Source organism: Corynebacterium auris (genome assembly GCF_030408575.1).
In the GTDB taxonomy this organism is placed as follows: domain Bacteria; phylum Actinomycetota; class Actinomycetes; order Mycobacteriales; family Mycobacteriaceae; genus Corynebacterium; species Corynebacterium auris.
Window position 1 is genome coordinate 1,793,366 of record NZ_CP047047.1, and the last position, 15,872, is coordinate 1,809,237.

Below are 15,872 nucleotides of genomic sequence, written 5' to 3' on the forward strand. Positions count from 1 at the left end.
GGGGGCTAGGACGGAAAAAGGCGCCGCGGACCTGTCGGGTCCCCGGCGCCTCCTAATGGGCCACGGCTTAGGCCGTCGCCTCCTCGACAACGCCCGCGGCCTCGGCGGCCTCGAGGACCTCCGCGGACACGCCTGCGCCGTCGGCGGGGACGATGTTGACGATGCGACGGTTGCGCTTAATGCCGAACTGGACGGAGCCCGCCGCAAGAGCGAAGAGGGTGTCGTCGCCGCCGCGGCCGACGTTCTCGCCGGGGTGGAACTTGGTGCCGCGCTGGCGGACGAGGATCTCGCCGGCCTTGACCTGCTGGCCACCGAAGCGCTTCACACCGAGGCGCTTGGACTCAGAGTCACGACCGTTCGAGGAGCTGGATGCGCCCTTCTTGTGTGCCATGTCTTTTTCTCCTTAAGACTTACTTGATTCCGGTGATCTTGATGGTGGTCAGCGGCTGGCGGTGGCCCTGGCGAACCTTGTAGCCGGTCTTGTTCTTGTACTTGAGGATGTCGATCTTCTTGCCCTTGCCGTGCTCGACGATCTCGGCCTCCACGTTGACCTTGGACAGTGCGTCCGCGCCGGAGGTGACATCTGCGCCATCGACGAGAAGGACCGGGGTGAGCGCAACCTTGGCGCCAGCTTCACCCTCGAGCTTCTCGACCTTGACCAGGTCGCCCTCGGCAACCTTGTACTGCTTGCCGCCGGTCTTGACGATCGCGTACATAGAGGGTTACCCCTTATCTCTACTCGTACGCCTCCGGCATGCTACGGAAAGCGTGTGGAACAGTGTTTTCTCAAAGCGTTCCGAGGCCTTCTTCCGGCACCGCGCCCGCATGCTTGGGCAGCGAGGCACCCGCACCTCGAAACAGCGACTGTCAAAGACTACTACGCCACCTCGGCCAACAGCAAATAGCGCCAGCCCGCAGCACGAGACGCCACCACGCGATTGCTTTACGACGTCCGCCTCCGCGTCGCCCGGCGCCGGCCCCTGCCCCGGGAGGCAGCCGGGGCCGCGGATTCCTTGCCCTTCTTGTTCTTTTCCTTCGCCTTGGAGCTGCCCTGGCTGCGTTCGGGGGTCGGCTTCGACTGGCCAGCGGTGCTGCTGGCGCGCCGCACCGCGCGGCGGCGGCCACGCCGCTGCGGATTCTTCTTCTCCTCCGCCGCAGGCTGGGCCTCGGCCTCGGAAGCGCTCTCGGCGAAGTCCTCCGGGCGCGGCGCGTGGTCGGAGCGGGAGTTGCCCCGGGTGCGCCGCTTGCGCCGCGGGGAGGACTCGAACTCCTTGACGGCCTCCTCGTAGGCCGCGGAGCCGTTCGTCCCGGTGCGCTGCTTCTCTGCGTTGGCCTTTTCGGGGCTGTCCTTTTCTGGGCTGTCCTTTTCTGGGCTGTCCTTGGCCGGGCCGTTCTCGCGCCCGCGGCCGCGCCCGCCTCCTCGGCGCCCGCGGCGCCTGCCGCGGTTGGGGGCGGACTCGGCCGCCTCCTCCGCGTCGCTCTCGCGCTCCTTCTCGCCGCTGCTCACCACGGAATCGGCGAGCTCGCGCAGCGCGTCGTCGCTGGAGGGCGCTGTGCGCTCCTTCTCCTTGGCGTCCGTTTCGTCGGGGCGCGGTGCCTCGTCGACGGGGTCCTCGCTGAGCAGCAGGCCCCGGCCGCCGCAGGTCTCGCAGGGAGTGGAGAAGGTCTCGAGCAAGCCGGTGCCGAGGCGCTTGCGCGTCATCTGCACCAGGCCGAGGGAGGTGACCTCCGAGACCTGGTGGCGGGTGCGGTCGCGCCCGAGCGCCTCCTTCAGACGGCGCAGGACCAGCTCCTGGTTTTCGGGCAGGATCATGTCGATGAAGTCGACGATGATCATCCCGCCCAGGTCGCGCAGCCTCATCTGGCGCACGATTTCTTCGGCGGCCTCCAGGTTGTTGCGGGTGACGGTCTCCTCGAGCGAGCCGCCGGAGCCGGTGAACTTTCCGGTGTTGACGTCGATGACGGTCATCGCCTCCGTCTTGTCAATCACCAGCGTGCCCCCGGAAGGCAGCCACACGGTGCGCGACAGGGCCTTCTGGATCTGCTCGTCGATGCGGTAGGCCTCAAAGGCGTCGGCGCCGTCGTGCTCGCCGCGGTTGTACTTCACCAGCCGGTCCTGGAGGTCGGGGGCAACGGAGCTGACGTAGGCATGGACGACGTTCCAGGGGCGCTTGCCGTCCACGACGAGCTCGGTGAAGTCGTCGTTGAACAGGTCGCGGACCACCTTAACCAGGAGGTTCGGCTCCTCGTAGAGGGTGACGGGCTTCGCCCCCTTGGACTTCTTCTCCTTCTCCGCGGTGTCCTGGATCTCCTCCCACTGCGAGTGCAGCCGGCTCACGTCGGCGGCGATCGCCTCCTCGGGCACGTTCTCGGCGGCAGTGCGGATGATCGCCCCGCCCTTGCCGGGCACCACCCTGCCGAGAATCTCTTTGAGGCGCTTGCGCTCCGGTGCGGGCAACTTACGCGAGATCCCGGCGCTGCGCCCGCCGGGGACGTAGACGAGGTAGCGGCCGGCAAGCGAAATCTGGGTGCTCAGGCGCGCGCCCTTGTGCCCGACGGGGTCCTTCGTCACCTGGACCACAACCTGGTCGCCCGACTTCAACGCCTGCTCGATGCGCCGCGAGCGCCCGCCGAGGCCCGCGGCCTTCCAGTCCACCTCCCCGGCGTAGAGCACGCCGTTGCGGCCCTGGCCGATGTCGATGAAGGCGGCCTCCATGCTCGGCAGGACGTTCTGCACGCGGCCGAGGTAGATGTTGCCGATCAGCGAGGCGTGCTGCTCCGAGGTGACAAAGTGCTCGACGAGCAGCCCGTCCTCGAGCACACCCACCTGGGTAATGCGCCCCTGCCCGTCGCGGCGGTCGCGCTCGCGCACGACCATCGTGCGGGTCACGGACTCGCGGCGCGCGAGGAACTCCGCCTGCGAGACGATGCGGCTGCGCTTGCGCCCCTCCTCGCGCCGCTCCGAGCGGCGGCGGCGCTGCGCCTCGAGCCGCGCGGAGCCCTTGATGCCCCGGGGCTCGTCGATGACGTCGACCTCCTCCGCCTTTTCTTCCTGCTCCGCCTCCTTCTGCGCCACGCTCTCGTCCGCGGGCCGGCTCGCGCGGCGGCGCTCGGCGCGGGCGGGGGGCTTGAACAGCGGGGCGTGGGCGGAAGACTCGGTTGCCTCCGGCGCGGGGGTCACCTCCGGTTCGACGTTGGTCAGCGGCTCCTCGGAGGCGAGCTCGGCGTCGACCTTCTCCTCGATCTGGTTGATCTCGTTTTCCACGTCCTTGCGCACGCGGCGGCGGATCTTCTCGTCGTCTTCGCCGGTATCGGCCGCGAGGGCGTCGAGAAGCTGCTCGGCCTCGGCCTTCGTCAGGGTGGACTGGGCGACCTTGACCAGGCCGAGCTCGTTGAGCGCGACCACGAGGTCCTTCGAGGGCAGCCCGAGCTGCTTGGCCAGCTGAAACACGCGGGTCTTCTCGGACAGCTGCGAGCGGTCAAAGTCGCGGGCAGCGCTCGTTCGCTTCTTTGTTGAGTTATCCTTCGATGCCACGAACATTCTCCTGTGTGATCGCCCGCGGAGGATAAGGACCGGGCGCTGGCCGAGTGCCGTTCAGGCCCACTCGCCGCCGCCGCGCGGCACCCCCGCCGCGGGGGCGTACATATGAAAGCTTCCCCGTTTCGCAGCCGCCGACGCCACCGGGCGCCGGCGCGCAAAACGTGCCCTTCATTGTTACACAGTGCGTGCCAGCGCGCCGCTAGAGCGCGGGCGTGAGCGCGGCGATCACGGCGGAACGGGCGCTGCCGTGGAGGTTTTCGCGCTCCGGGTCCGCGAGCACGCCCGCGCCGATGAGCGCGAAGGTGGCGTCCCGGGCGGTGATGGTGGAAAAGCCGGAGCGCTCGAGGAGGTCGTCGATAAGCTCAAGCGCCTTGCGCACGTGCTCTCCGACGCGCGCCCGGCGCGGGCCCTCGAGCTCGCGCTGCGCGTCGACGACGGAATAGATCAGGCCGGGCACCCCCTCGGGGTCGCCCGCTGTGGCGATCGCGATGACGTCGTCCGCGACCTCGGCAGCGCTGCGCCCGGGCGCGGCCTCGGCGAGGATCCGGCGGGCAACGTCGAGGCGGCGCTCGTGGATCTGGGCGAAGCAGACCTCGATGAGCTGCTCGCGGCTGGAGTAGTAGTAGCCAACGGACCCGACAGGTACGTTGGCTTGCGCCGCAACCTGCCGGTGTGTCACGCGGCGCAGGCCACCGGCGACCATAAGCGAGGTAGCCGCGTCGAGGATCGCCTTGCGCTTGCTCACTGCCCGTGCCTGTTCGGCGCCGCGGATATCGTTGCTCACATCCAACCCCTTTCTTATGCACCCAAACTTATACGTTCGGTGCGTAAGAAACTAATTGGGGGTACCGGCAGCGAGGCGCGCGGGGGGCCGCTAGGACACGAAGCCGGCGCCCACACGCCACAGCTTGCTCAAAGCCAACCCCACGGCTGCCTCGGGGTGCTCCACATCCGAGACGCGGTAGTACTCCATCGCCACCTCCTGCGGCCGGATGCGGGCGACGGCGTAGCCGTGCGAGTCGAGGTCGACGTGCTTAACCCACGGGTTCTGCCCTCGCACGAAGTCCTCGGCCAGGCGCGTAATCGGGTTTCGCTGCGGGGTGTAGATGTGCACAGTCTCCGTGATCCACTCGTCCACGTTGGGCGCGCTAATCGACGACGTCACCAGCTCGCACCCCAGCTCGCGGCCGTTGTGGACGACAGAGTTGGCCCACTCGCTGTGGATGTCGCCGGTGAGGAAGAGGACGTTGGCGTCCTCGCCCGCGAGGACGTCGAAAAGCTGCGCCCTGGCGGAGGCGTAGCCGTCCCACTGGTCCGGGTTCAGCGGCACGCCCGTGACGAGCTTGGAAAAGCGCCCCAGCATCTGGTTGGCGATCACCGCGTTCGAGCTCGTCTCCGGCATACGGCCGAGCACCATCGGCGAGACCATGACGGAGTTGCCCATCACGTTCCACTTCGCCGTCGAGGAACGCACGGAGGCGGCGAGCCACTCGAACTGCTCCGCGCCCAGCATCGTGCGGCCCTCCTCGTAGGCATTGACCGGTGAGGGCGGCTCGTCGCGGTAGGTGCGCAGGTCCATCATCGTCAGGTTGACCAGGTTGCCGAACTGCAGGCTGCGGTAGATGTGGCCGCCCTCGGACGGGCGGGTCGCGCGCACCGGAAGCCACTCAAAGTAGGCCTGCTGGCCGGCGTCGCGGCGCGCGATGAAGCTGCCCTCGGCACCCTCGGTGTGGTTCTCCGCGCCCTCGCGCCAGGCGTCGTTGGCCGTCTCGTGGTCGTCCCACACCACGATCCAGGGGGCGGACGCGTGGGCGCGCTGCAGGTTGAGGTCCTGGCGGTAGCGCCCGTGGCGGGTGCGGTAATCCGCCAGCGTGATGGTCTCGTGCGCCGGGGAGTGGGGGCGCGCCACGCCGCTCTTGCCGGCATACTCGCCGACGGGGTACTCGTAGATGTAATCGCCGAGGAAGACCACGGCGTCGAACTCGCCGCGCTCGCCGCGCTCGGCCATGTCCCGGTAGGCGGCGAAGTAGCCGGACTCCCAGTTCGCGCAGGACGCGACGGCGAAGGAGAGCTGATCCAGCTCGGCGTCGTACGCGGGGGCTGTCTTCGTGCGGCCCATCGGGGAGTACACGCCGTTGTAGGCGAAGCGGTAGTAGTACACCGTCGCCGGCGCGAGGCCGTGCGGGTCGACGTGCACCGTGTGATCGGAAGCGGCGGAGGCGGTGACCTCGCCGCTGCGGACGATTTCGGTGAACTTCGGGGTGGTGGCGACCTCCCAGCTCACGGGCACGTCCGGGCCGATGCCCGTGCCCGGAAGCGCGTCGGGGCTGACGGTGACGCGGGTCCAGAGGATGACGGACTCGGGCGTCGGGTCGCCCGAGGCGACGCCGTGCATGAAGTGAGAGTACTGCGATTCGGGGGCCCCGGGCAGCGGGCGTGCCCCCGTGACGGGCCCCGAGGAGCCGGAGGACTGGGCCGCGGCGCTGGGGCCGACCGCGACGCTTGCGGCGGCCACACCCGAGCCAACGAGGAAGTTACGACGGGGAAGGGAAAAACGGGAAAAGAAGGTAGACGACACGTCCCTTTATTCTCCGCCCTTGCGCCCTGCCCGCAACCGCTCCGCAGCCGGTTGACCGATTATTCACCCCGGTTTCACCCGGCGTTCAAAAGGGCCCGTCCATGAAAGGGGACTACTTGTTGGGGAACCAGATCGCGATCTCGCGCTCGGCGGACTCCGGCGAGTCGGAGCCGTGGACGACGTTCTCGTTGACCGTCAGCGCGAAGTCGCCGCGGATGGTGCCCGGGGTGGCCTTTTCCACCGGGTGGGTACCGCCGGCGAGCTGGCGCCACGCGGCGATGGCGGATTCCCCCTCGACGATGCCCGCGATGAGCGGGGCGGAGGTGATGAAGTCCACGAGCTCTCCGAAGAAGGGCTTGTCCTTGTGCTCCGCGTAGTGCGCCTCGGCGGTCTCGCGGTCCGCGGTACGCAGGTCCAGCTCCACCAGGCGCAGGCCCTTGCGTTCGATGCGGGAGATGATCTCGCCGACGTGGCCGTTAGCCACGCCGTCCGGCTTGATGAGGATAAGAGTGCGTTCAGTCATGGTCGCCCATGTTACGGCACTGCCCGCGCGTTGGCCGCCCACGCCGCGGCCCGATTCCGCACGCGCAGCACCGAACGGGGAGTAATGTGCCTTACATATGTCGCACCGCTGCGATATGCGCCACACACCGAAAGGACGTCATGATCTACTCGAGCCCCTACCCCAGCCTGAACTACCCCAGCACCGATGTGTTCAGCCTGGCCTTCGGCGACCTCTCCGAGGCCGACGCCTCCCTGCCCGCCATCACGGAGCTAACCACCGGCGTCACCGCCACCTACGGGGAACTCAAGCAGTACGCGGAGTCCATCGCCGGCGAGCTCGCCTCCCGAGGCATCGGCCAAGGCGACGTGGTCACGCTGCAGGTACCCAACTCCATCAACTTCGTTGCCGGCCTCTTCGGCATCTGGCGCGCCGGCGCCACCGTCAACCCCGTCGGAATGCTGATGAACCAGGCCGACGTGGAGCACATCGTGGAGGCCTCCGAGTCCAAGCTCTTCATCGGCCCGACCAACCTCGAGGACATCCCCCAGATCTTCTCCATGGAGCTCAACTCCATCCAGAAGCAGGGACACGCGGCCCCCGACATCACCATCGACCCCGACGCGGTCGCCGCCGTCCCGTTCTCCTCCGGCACGACGGGCCTGCCCAAGGGCGTCCAGCTGACCCACCGGAACCTCACCTCGAACATGGTGCAGGTCGTCGACATGCTCGAGCGCTGCGGCGTCAGCGAACACGCGCCCACGCTCAGCGTCCTGCCGTTTTCCCACATCTACGGCCTGACCGTGCTCATGCTCGCCCCACTGTGCCGCCGCCAGCACCTGTTCACCATGCCGAAGTTCGACCTCGAGCTCTTCCTGCGCTCGCACGGCGAACACGACATCGAGCTGACCTTCATCGCCCCGCCCATGGCCATCGCGATGGCGAAAGCCCCCTCCATCGACCCGGCATGGTTCAGCGCCTCCGCGCTCATGGTCACGGCAGCCGCGCCTATCGACGCCCCCATCATGCGCGCCGTCGAAGACCGCCTGGACACCAAGATGGTGCAGGGCTGGGGCATGACCGAGGCGTCCCCGCTGGTCACGCTGAACCTGCACGGGGACGCGGACCACTCGACCGTCGGCAAGCCCGTGGCCGACACCGAGCTGCGCATCGTCAACATCGACACCCTCGAGGACGTGCCAGAGGGCGAGGAGGGCGAGGTGCTCGTCCGCGGCCCGCAGGTGATGAAGGGCTACCTCAACAACGAGGAGGCGACGGCGACAACGCTCATCGAGGGCGGCTGGCTGCGCACCGGCGACATCGCCCGCGTTCTCGAGGACGGCGGCCTGCGCATCATCGACCGAGCCAAGGAAGTGATCAAGTACAAGGGCTACCAGGTCGCGCCGGCGGAGCTCGAGGCGCTCTTGCTCACCCACCCCGACGTTGCCGACGTGGGCGTGGTGGGCAAAGAGCGCGACGGCCTGGAGATCCCGCGCGCCTTCGTGGTCAAGCGCGCGGGCGCCAACGTCACCGCCGAGGACCTCATCGACTGGGTCGCCGAGCGCGTCACCCCGTACAAGAAGGTCCGCGCGGTCGAGTTTCTTCCCGAGATCCCGAAGAACCCCACCGGTAAGATCCTGCGCCGCGAGCTGCGGGAAATCCCCTAGCACCCACCAAACGCTACGAATTCGTTGCGTTTAAATGGGGCTTGCGTCACAATAACTGTAGGAAACGGCTCATCTAACACCTTTGGAGGGACACCATGGCCGACACACCTGAGTTCAAGGAATTCCAGGGCATCCCGCTCGACCCCCGCACGGACTACTACGGGCTCTTCGCCGACGTCGACGGCGCCGACCTCGAGTGGTGGAACAAGGCCCGCGACTTCGCTGAGTGGATCCGCCCGCAGGTCAATGACGCGTGGGAGAAGGCCGAGTACAACATCGCCGGCATCGAGGAGGCCGCCCGCCGCGGGCTCGTGCGCGACGGCATCGACATCGAGGGCGAGCCCGAGATGTCCGTCCGGGCCAAGCGGCTTATCGGCCTCGAGCTCTCCCGCCTCGACGCCTCCACCGCCACCGCCCTCGGAGTCCAGGCTGGCCTGGCCATGCAGTCCATCGCCTCCCTCGGCTCCGAGGAGCAGAAGGCGCGCTACCTCAAGCCCATGTCCCGGCTGGAGATCCGCGGGGCCTTCGCCCTGACCGAGCCCGACCACGGCTCGGATTCCATCGGCCTGGAAACCTCCGCCACCCGGGAGGGCGACGAGTGGGTGATCAACGGCGAAAAGAAGTGGATCGGCCACGGCTCCGTCGGCCACATCGCCGTGGTCTACACCCGGATGGATGACGGCAAGGTCGGCGCCTTCATCGTCGACCAGGACCAGGAGGGCTACTCCGCCGAGACCATCACCGGCAAGGCGGCGCTGCGCGGCATCCCGCAGGCCCACATCAGGCTGAACAACGTCCGCGTCAGCGAGGACCGCCGCCTGCCGGGCTGCGCCTCCTTCCGCGACACCGCGAAGGTGCTCATGGCCACGCGCATCGGCGTGGCATGGAGCGCTTTCGGCCTGTCCGTCGACTGCTACGAAAAGGCCCTCAAGTACGCCTCCGAGCGCGTCCAGTTCGGCCGCCCCCTGATCAAGAACCAGATCATCCAGCAGCGCCTGGCCGACATGCTCATGGACGTCACCGCCCAGGGACTGTACTGCAAGCGCCTCCTCGAGCTCGAGGAGGCCGGCACCGTCACCGAGCAGCAGGCCGCACTGGCCAAGGTGTTCTCCACCCGCGCCGCCCGCCGCGTCGCCGCCAACGCCCGCGACATGTTCGGCGGCGTGGGCATCCTGCTGGAAAACGACGTCATCCGCCACTTCGCCGACGCAGAGACCCTGCACACCTACGAGGGCACCGACACCATGCAGTCGCTCATCGTGGGCAAGTCCATCACGGGTGTGGGCGCCTTCACCAGCTAGCCGCCCCTACCCCCCCCAGAAAGGAACTCCATGACCGACACCGCGGCGGATCTTCTCGCTTCCCGGGCCGACTACTACCAGGTCTTCGCCGACGTCGACGGCGCCGACCTCGAGTGGTGGGCGAAGGCCCGCGACTACTGCGCGTGGGCGCGGCCCCACATCAACGAGGCCTGGGAGAAGGCCGAGTACAACATCGCGGCCATCGAGGAGGCCGCCCGCCGCGGCCTCGTCCGCGACGGCATTGATATCGAGGGCGAGCCCGAGATGTCCATCCGCGCCAACCGGCTCGTGGCCATGGAGCTCGCGCGTTGCGACGCCTCCACCGCCACCGCCGTCATCGTGCAGGCGGGGCTTGCCATGCAGGCGATCAATCTGTGCGGCTCCGAGGAGCAGAAGAAAGAGTTCCTCGGCCCGATGTCGCGCATGGAAATTCGCGGCGCCTTCGCCCTGACCGAGCCCGACCACGGCTCGGATTCCATCGGCCTGGAAACCTCCGCCACCCGGGAGGGCGACGAGTGGGTGATCAACGGCGAAAAGAAGTGGATCGGCCACGGCTCCGTCGGCCACATCTCGGTCGTCTGGGCGCGCATGGACGACGGCGAAGTCGGCGGCTTCATCGTTGACCAGGATGCGCCCGGATACCACGCCGAGACGATCACCGGCAAGGCCTCGTTGCGCGGCATCCCGCAGGCGCACATCAGGCTTAACGACGTCCGCGTCCCCGACTCCCGCCGCCTCCCCGGTGCGAACTCCTTCCGCGACACGGCGCGCATCTTGGGCGGCACCCGCATCGGGGTGGCCTGGACGGCCCTCGGCATCGCCATCGACTGCTACGAAAAGGCATTGACGTACGCCTCCGAGCGCGTCCAGTTCGGCCGCCCCCTGATCAAGAACCAGATTATCCAGCAGCGCCTGGCCGACATGCTCATGGACGTCACAGCCGTGGCACTGTACTGCAAGCGCCTGCTGCAGCTGGAGGAATCCGGCGAGCTTTCGGAAAAGCAGGCCGCACTGGCCAAGGTGTTCTCCACCCGCGCCGCCCGCCGCGTCGCCGCCAACGCCCGCGACATGTTCGGCGGCGTGGGCATCCTGCTGGAAAACGACGTGATGCGCCACATGGCGGACCTGGAGTCCCTCCACACCTACGAGGGCACCGACACCATCCAGTCCCTCATCGTGGGCAAGACGATCACCGGGGTCAGCGCCTACCGCTAAAGGGGCCCGCTAGTAGTTTCAGCGGCTTGCGGCTCTCGATCCATGTGTGCTGCGGGGTCCGCGCTCTCCTGGCGGGCCAGCTCGCCGGAAGCGGCCCTGGCCTGGCGCTCGGCCAGCGCCGCGCCGATCACCCGGTTCACCACCTTCCCCGATCAGTACAACGAGCGACGACGCCTGCCTGGCGGGCGCGCTCACTACTGTTTCAGAAGCTTGGCGATGTCCACTGCGCGGGCAACGAAAAACATGAGAACCAATGCGATGACGGTGAAGGCGATTGAAACTATCCAGGTGACTGCCGGATTAGACGCCGCTTCGGCAGAAAACGTGAACAGGAGAAAGATGATCAGCGTTGGCAACAGCGCTAGGAGTTGGGCGATGTTGCCACTCGTTCCAGCCCTCACCCGGGACAGATTCGGAAGCAGTAGCTGAATTGCCAAGCCACACGCGATACCCATGGCCAGGCAGGGCCATGGCAAGACGAGAACGCGCCAGGGAAGCTGTCCCGAAAAGTCGAGCTGCGAGAGAGCCCCCCACGAAGCTGCGAACAGTCCGACCACGATAACCGCTGTGGACAACAACCCCAGCAACCCCGCCACTATCGCGAGGGACCGGACAATTCCCGCCATGCGGTAGCCGCGGCTTAGAACGACCTCCAATGCACCCGAGCGCACTTCAATGTCCGTCATGCCAATCGATATGTTTGCGCCCACTAGCGCGGCGAACAGGGCCGCCAGGAGCGGAGCCTGACTGACTATCGCCCCGATTATCAGCGCACTTTCGGGGTCAGCTCCAGACCCTGCCGATTGCGCTTCCTCGCGGATTGCGCTCAGGGTCGGCCCCGTGAGCGCGTCAGGGAAAATATACACAGTCGCAGCCAGCGCGATCGCAACAACAAAGGCGATGAGCGGAACAATAATCAAAGGTTTCTTCTGCTCCCGCCACGACTTATCGAGGTAGAAATACGTCAGCACGCGCTTTACTCCTTGTAATATCCTCGGAGGCCTTCGAGGTCATCGATAGCTTTGATCGATACGTCATTCGACTCCAGCTGGGCGACAATTTTAGAAAGTGAAAACTCAGGTGACAGTTCGACAGTAATCCACCCCGACGAGCCCAGAGACGGGTTGGCGCCAGCGAGAAGATCCATTGCGGTACTCGACTGCGACGCGTCTACGGCGAGGCGGATGGCCCGCCGCTGCGAGGCAGCCACGTTCGCGGCGGAATCCAGCGTAACCTGTGCGGAGGCGGAAATGTGCACGATATCTGTCGCGATGCCCGAAACCTCCAGTACATCGTGCGAACTCATAACCACGCACGAGTGCTCTCCGGCTGCCCCAATTGCACTGTGGGCGACCTGCTTCATGCTCGGATCCATACCGGCCGTCGGCTCGTCAATGAAAATGACATCGGGATCGCCCAGAAATGCACGGGCCAGCCCTAATCTCTGACGTTGCCCTTGGGACAGCTCGGAAGCCGATTGTCCACGGATGTCATCGAGACGGAATTCCTCGATAAGAACCTCGAAACTCGACGGGTCTGACGGGCTCAGGATTCCCGCCCATTGACGTAGGTTCTCCTCGACAGATAGCTGGGAGTAGATTCCCGGCCGATGCGACATATAGCCGACGGTCCCCGTGACCTGAAGATCCCCGCCCAAAGCCGGAATGATCCCCGCCAGTGTCCGCATGAGCGTCGTCTTTCCACTTCCGTTTGGGCCGACGACGCAGTGAACCCCGACGCCCATATCGAGCGAGATATCTCTCAACACCGTTGAATCATTCGACCACCCGACGCTGAGATCTGACGTCACTATTCTCCCGTTCATGACTAATCGCCCCTATTCTTTTTCCATTCCGTCAACTGCTTCCTGAGCGAGTTGCCGGATGAAGGCGCTGCATTAGTTCATCTTCGGTCGCGCTCGGGATACCGGTCGCCTTCTTCAGGTTCGATTGAAAGACGAGGTCCTTCACGATTCCACCTTACCCTCGCACCACGCAGATACTCAGTGCACTCTTTCCAATAATCGTTAAAAGCATGGAACGAGCCGGCACATACCCGTAGACCGGCCAGAACGGCCCAGCCTATATAGGCTTGTAGAGGATTAAACTGCTCCCGTTAGTTGGGCCGAAAAATCAGTTACCGGCTAGCGGGGAGCATTTTTCATGGTGAGCACGGTTCTCTCATTCGGCATCAGTGCGAGCAGGGTCGGACTCTCGCGCGGGGCGCAGACGTGGAGATGACGCGTGAAAACCGAAGGTGCTCACGGAGGGGGACGCTGCGCCGCCGGGAAGCGGAAAACGCGTACCCAAGAAAGTTGCGGGACGTGAAGAATCATGGACGCGCCTAGATAGCCAGACGAGCGCCATCCCCATGTCGCAGCACCGCCCGGAGGACCGCGTGGACGCGGCGGGCATGCCCAGCCGACATTCTCCTACGACCAGAAACGGCTTGGCGAGCGCGACAAGCATCCCTACGGCTACCGGCGAATCCTGCGTTGACCTGCGGCACCAAGGCCGAGTGGTCAACCCCAGGCGCATTTTCAACCACGTGTGCGAAACGGATCTTTGGGCCGCGATCCGCCGCAGCGCTGAGCCATGGTGCGGACAACATGTGTGAGCGCAACGTCACCCCGGACAGGCCAGACACCGCCGAGTTCAGGGTCGGTGCTGATGGGTAAGTTCGACCGCTCGGTCCTCGCCCGCACCGTGGCTCCATCGCCGCCGACAGTCTTGACCGTTGACCGCCGGTTCTTTGGCCAAAGCGATTGCGGCTTGCACGCCTGAACCCGGGCGGATGCAATCAAGGTGCACTCATCCTGGCGCGGTGTCCCGCCAAGGCCAGCGGCGACGACGACCCAGCACCGCCCGGGCCCTTGTGCGTCGCGCGCTAGTTGTTCAGCGGCTTGCGGGTCTTCGCCATGTGTGCGGCGCGGTCCGAGTTCTCCTGGCGGGCCAGCACGTCGGAGGCGGCGTTGACCTGGCGCTCGGCCAGCTCGGCCTCCGTGGCGGTCCCCTCGCCGGTGAGCACGGCGGCCAGCGCCGCGCCGATCGCCTTGTCCGTCTCCGAGCCCTCGGTGTATTCCAGGGCCTGCGAGGTCAAAGGCAGCTCGGCGTCCTCTGGGGCGGTGTAGCCGGGCGCCAGCTCACGGGCCAGCTCGAGGGCCTGCTCGACGACGTGGTCCGGGCTCATGATCAGCCGGTCACCGTCACGCCAGAAGTCGACGTTGACGGCCGGGACGGGGCGGACGTTGAGCAGGGCGTCGTAGGCGACCTTGTGGGCGTCGGGCACGCCGAGCGCCAGCAGGCGCTCAAGCAGGCGCACCGGTCCCGACCAGGCGGGGAAAAGGCCCACCGAGCGTTCCGGGAAGCCCACGCGGGTCTCGGCGTGGATGACGGAGGCGTCGGTGTGCAGCAACAGCTCAAGGCCACCGCCGAGCGCCACGCCACGCACGGCGCCGACCACCGGATAGGGGGCACGGCGCAGGGCGTGCAGCCCGTCGATGCCCTGGCGGATGGTGGTCTTGCGCGCCTGCTCGTCCCCGTCGGGGCCGGACAGCTCCGCCAGGCGGGGCAGGTTCGCCCCAGCGGAGAAGGCGCGCTCCTCGTCGTTGGCGATGACGAGGGCGCTCAGGTCCCACTCACCCGCGTGGGTGAACAGCTCGGTGACGTCGTCCGTCGAGGAGTTCATCGGGGTGCTGTAGGTGAACACCCCCACGCCGTCGTCAAGCTTGTATACCGTCGCGCCGGCGTTGCTCGCGACGACCTCGGCGCCGGCGACGAGCTCGGCGACCCGGACCACGCCCTCGCGCGCGGGGCGGTCGGTGAGCTGGCCGTCCGTGCCCAGCACCTTGCCCCCGGCGTAGAAGCCGCCGGCGGCGCGGGCGGAGTCGAGGAGGGCTGGCGGGGCGTCGTAAAGCGATGCGACGACGTCGAGCCCGATGGAATCGGCGAGGGCGAAGGGGCCCTTCTTCCAGCCGTAGCCGAGCTCCATGGCGATGTCGATCTGGTCGACCGTCGCGGCGATCTCGGCGGCGGTGTCGCAGCAGTACTGCAAGGTGATGCGGAAGACCTCGCGCGCATAGTTGCCTTCGGGGGTGCCGGACTCGATGAGCTCGCGGGCGGACTTGGGCACCTCGTAGCTGCGCTTCGGGCGGTAGTCGTGCGCCTCGAAGTCGTAGACCTCGTCGCGGCCGCGGTAGAAGCCGGACTCGGCGGTGCGCCCGGTAAAGCCCTTCTCCAGCAGCTCCTTGAACTGCGGGGACTCCGTCACCCCGTAGTTTTGCATCGCGTCCTCGGCGGGCAGGGCGCCCAAGAGCGAGCCCCAGATGTGCGGCGCGACCTGCAGGCCCACGTAGTCGAAAAGGCCGAAGATACCGGTGCGCGGCACGCCGAACGGACGGCCGAAGGCGACGTCCGCCTGCTCCGGGGCGATGCCCTGGTCGAAGGCGACCTGCGCGCCGACGCCCATCCAGAAGGAGCCGATGCGGTTGGCGATGAAGCCGGGGGTGTCGCGGCAGTCCACGACGACCTTGCCCAGGTCACGCTCGAGCACCTGGCGCAGCTTCTTGCCCACCTCGGGGCGGGTGTCCGGGCCCTGGACCAGCTCGACGAGGCGCATGACGCGCGGCGGGTTGAAGAAGTGGGTGATGGCGAAGTCGCCCCGGAAGTCCTCGCTGGCCTCAGCGAGGAGTGTCTCCAGCGGGATGGTGGAGGTGTTCGAGCTGACCGGGGTGCCCGGCCGGCGGTGGGCGTCGACCTTCGCGAAGGTGTCGCGCTTGACGTTGATGTCCTCGAAGACGGCCTCGACGATCCAGTCGGCCTCCGCGAGCCGGTCGAGGTGATCCTCCGTGTTACCCGGGGTGACGCGCTCGGCGTACTCGGGGCGCTGGAACCCGCGGCGCTCGACCTGGGTTTCGATGCCCCGGCGCGCGCGCTCGTCGCGGTCCTCGCCGTCGGAGGGCAGGTCAAGCAGGTGGACCCGGATGCCGGCGTTGGCCATGAGCGCGGCGATCCCCGCGCCCATCGAGCCTGCGCCGAGGACTGCTGCGGTCGTGATCTCTGTAGCCATT

The 15,872-nt window shown here is 67.0% G+C and carries 12 protein-coding genes; 3 read left to right on the forward strand and 9 right to left on the reverse strand.

Translation table 11 applies throughout. The features are described 5' to 3' along the window. Positions 1 to 67: 67 nt before the first annotated feature. From rpmA to ndk, 6 genes are all read right to left on the reverse strand, one after another. Positions 68 to 391 carry a 50S ribosomal protein L27 gene (gene rpmA, locus CAURIS_RS08555; protein ID WP_290341643.1) on the reverse strand — a complete coding sequence of 108 codons (324 nt, stop codon included), beginning with the start codon at positions 389 to 391 and terminating at the stop codon, positions 68 to 70. A gap of 19 nt (positions 392 to 410) precedes the next feature. Further along, the gene (rplU, locus tag CAURIS_RS08560) at positions 411 to 716 is read right to left on the reverse strand and encodes a 50S ribosomal protein L21 (RefSeq protein WP_290341644.1); all 306 of its coding nucleotides are present in this window, start codon (positions 714 to 716) and stop codon (positions 411 to 413) included. A gap of 227 nt (positions 717 to 943) precedes the next feature. Then, positions 944 to 3,535 carry a translation initiation factor IF-2 N-terminal domain-containing protein gene (locus tag CAURIS_RS08565; RefSeq protein WP_290341645.1) on the reverse strand — a complete coding sequence of 864 codons (2,592 nt, stop codon included), beginning with the start codon at positions 3,533 to 3,535 and terminating at the stop codon, positions 944 to 946. 205 nt (positions 3,536 to 3,740) lie between these two features. Then, positions 3,741 to 4,325: a TetR/AcrR family transcriptional regulator gene (locus CAURIS_RS08570; RefSeq protein ID WP_290341646.1), complete on the reverse strand. Its 585-nt coding sequence runs from the start codon at positions 4,323 to 4,325 to the stop codon at positions 3,741 to 3,743. Positions 4,326 to 4,415: 90 nt separating this feature from the next. Further along, the gene (locus tag CAURIS_RS08575; protein ID WP_290341648.1) at positions 4,416 to 6,119 is read right to left on the reverse strand and encodes an alkaline phosphatase D family protein; all 1,704 of its coding nucleotides are present in this window, start codon (positions 6,117 to 6,119) and stop codon (positions 4,416 to 4,418) included. 112 nt (positions 6,120 to 6,231) lie between these two features. Then, positions 6,232 to 6,642: a nucleoside-diphosphate kinase gene (ndk, locus tag CAURIS_RS08580; RefSeq protein ID WP_290341649.1), complete on the reverse strand. Its 411-nt coding sequence runs from the start codon at positions 6,640 to 6,642 to the stop codon at positions 6,232 to 6,234. A 140-nt stretch (positions 6,643 to 6,782) separates the two neighbouring features. Here ndk and CAURIS_RS08585 point away from each other — a divergent pair, with 140 nt between their 5' ends. The 3 genes from CAURIS_RS08585 to CAURIS_RS08595 all read left to right on the forward strand — a co-directional run bounded on the left by CAURIS_RS08585 (position 6,783) and on the right by CAURIS_RS08595 (position 10,804). Beyond that, on the forward strand, positions 6,783 to 8,288 hold the full coding sequence (locus tag CAURIS_RS08585; RefSeq protein WP_290341650.1) for an AMP-binding protein: 1,506 nt from the start codon (positions 6,783 to 6,785) through the stop codon (positions 8,286 to 8,288). Between the two features lie 95 nt (positions 8,289 to 8,383). Next, positions 8,384 to 9,589, forward strand: coding sequence for an acyl-CoA dehydrogenase family protein (locus tag CAURIS_RS08590; protein ID WP_290341651.1), 1,206 nt, complete (start codon positions 8,384 to 8,386; stop codon positions 9,587 to 9,589). Positions 9,590 to 9,619: 30 nt separating this feature from the next. Further along, positions 9,620 to 10,804: an acyl-CoA dehydrogenase family protein gene (locus tag CAURIS_RS08595; protein ID WP_290341652.1), complete on the forward strand. Its 1,185-nt coding sequence runs from the start codon at positions 9,620 to 9,622 to the stop codon at positions 10,802 to 10,804. 194 nt (positions 10,805 to 10,998) lie between these two features. Here the strand turns inward: CAURIS_RS08595 and CAURIS_RS08600 are convergent, their stop codons facing one another. The 3 genes from CAURIS_RS08600 to CAURIS_RS08610 all read right to left on the reverse strand — a co-directional run bounded on the left by CAURIS_RS08600 (position 10,999) and on the right by CAURIS_RS08610 (position 15,871). Continuing rightward, positions 10,999 to 11,775: a hypothetical protein gene (locus tag CAURIS_RS08600; RefSeq protein WP_290341653.1), complete on the reverse strand. Its 777-nt coding sequence runs from the start codon at positions 11,773 to 11,775 to the stop codon at positions 10,999 to 11,001. A 5-nt stretch (positions 11,776 to 11,780) separates the two neighbouring features. Further along, positions 11,781 to 12,614, reverse strand: a complete 834-nt coding sequence (locus tag CAURIS_RS08605; protein WP_290341654.1) for an ATP-binding cassette domain-containing protein — start codon at positions 12,612 to 12,614, stop codon at positions 11,781 to 11,783. A 1,076-nt stretch (positions 12,615 to 13,690) separates the two neighbouring features. Beyond that, complete coding sequence (locus CAURIS_RS08610) at positions 13,691 to 15,871, reverse strand: 3-hydroxyacyl-CoA dehydrogenase/enoyl-CoA hydratase family protein (protein ID WP_290341656.1); 2,181 nt, start codon at positions 15,869 to 15,871, stop codon at positions 13,691 to 13,693. Position 15,872 lies beyond the last annotated feature (1 nt).

Coding starts and splice junctions, on each gene's coding strand:
- rpmA (WP_290341643.1), bottom strand. CDS start 391: ATGGCACACAAGAAGGGCGCATCCAGCTCCTCGAACGGTCGTGACTCT.
- rplU (WP_290341644.1), bottom strand. CDS start 716: ATGTACGCGATCGTCAAGACCGGCGGCAAGCAGTACAAGGTTGCCGAG.
- ndk (WP_290341649.1), bottom strand. CDS start 6,642: ATGACTGAACGCACTCTTATCCTCATCAAGCCGGACGGCGTGGCTAAC.
- CAURIS_RS08585 (WP_290341650.1), top strand. CDS start 6,783: ATGATCTACTCGAGCCCCTACCCCAGCCTGAACTACCCCAGCACCGAT.
- CAURIS_RS08590 (WP_290341651.1), top strand. CDS start 8,384: ATGGCCGACACACCTGAGTTCAAGGAATTCCAGGGCATCCCGCTCGAC.
- CAURIS_RS08595 (WP_290341652.1), top strand. CDS start 9,620: ATGACCGACACCGCGGCGGATCTTCTCGCTTCCCGGGCCGACTACTAC.
- CAURIS_RS08610 (WP_290341656.1), bottom strand. CDS start 15,871: ATGGCTACAGAGATCACGACCGCAGCAGTCCTCGGCGCAGGCTCGATG.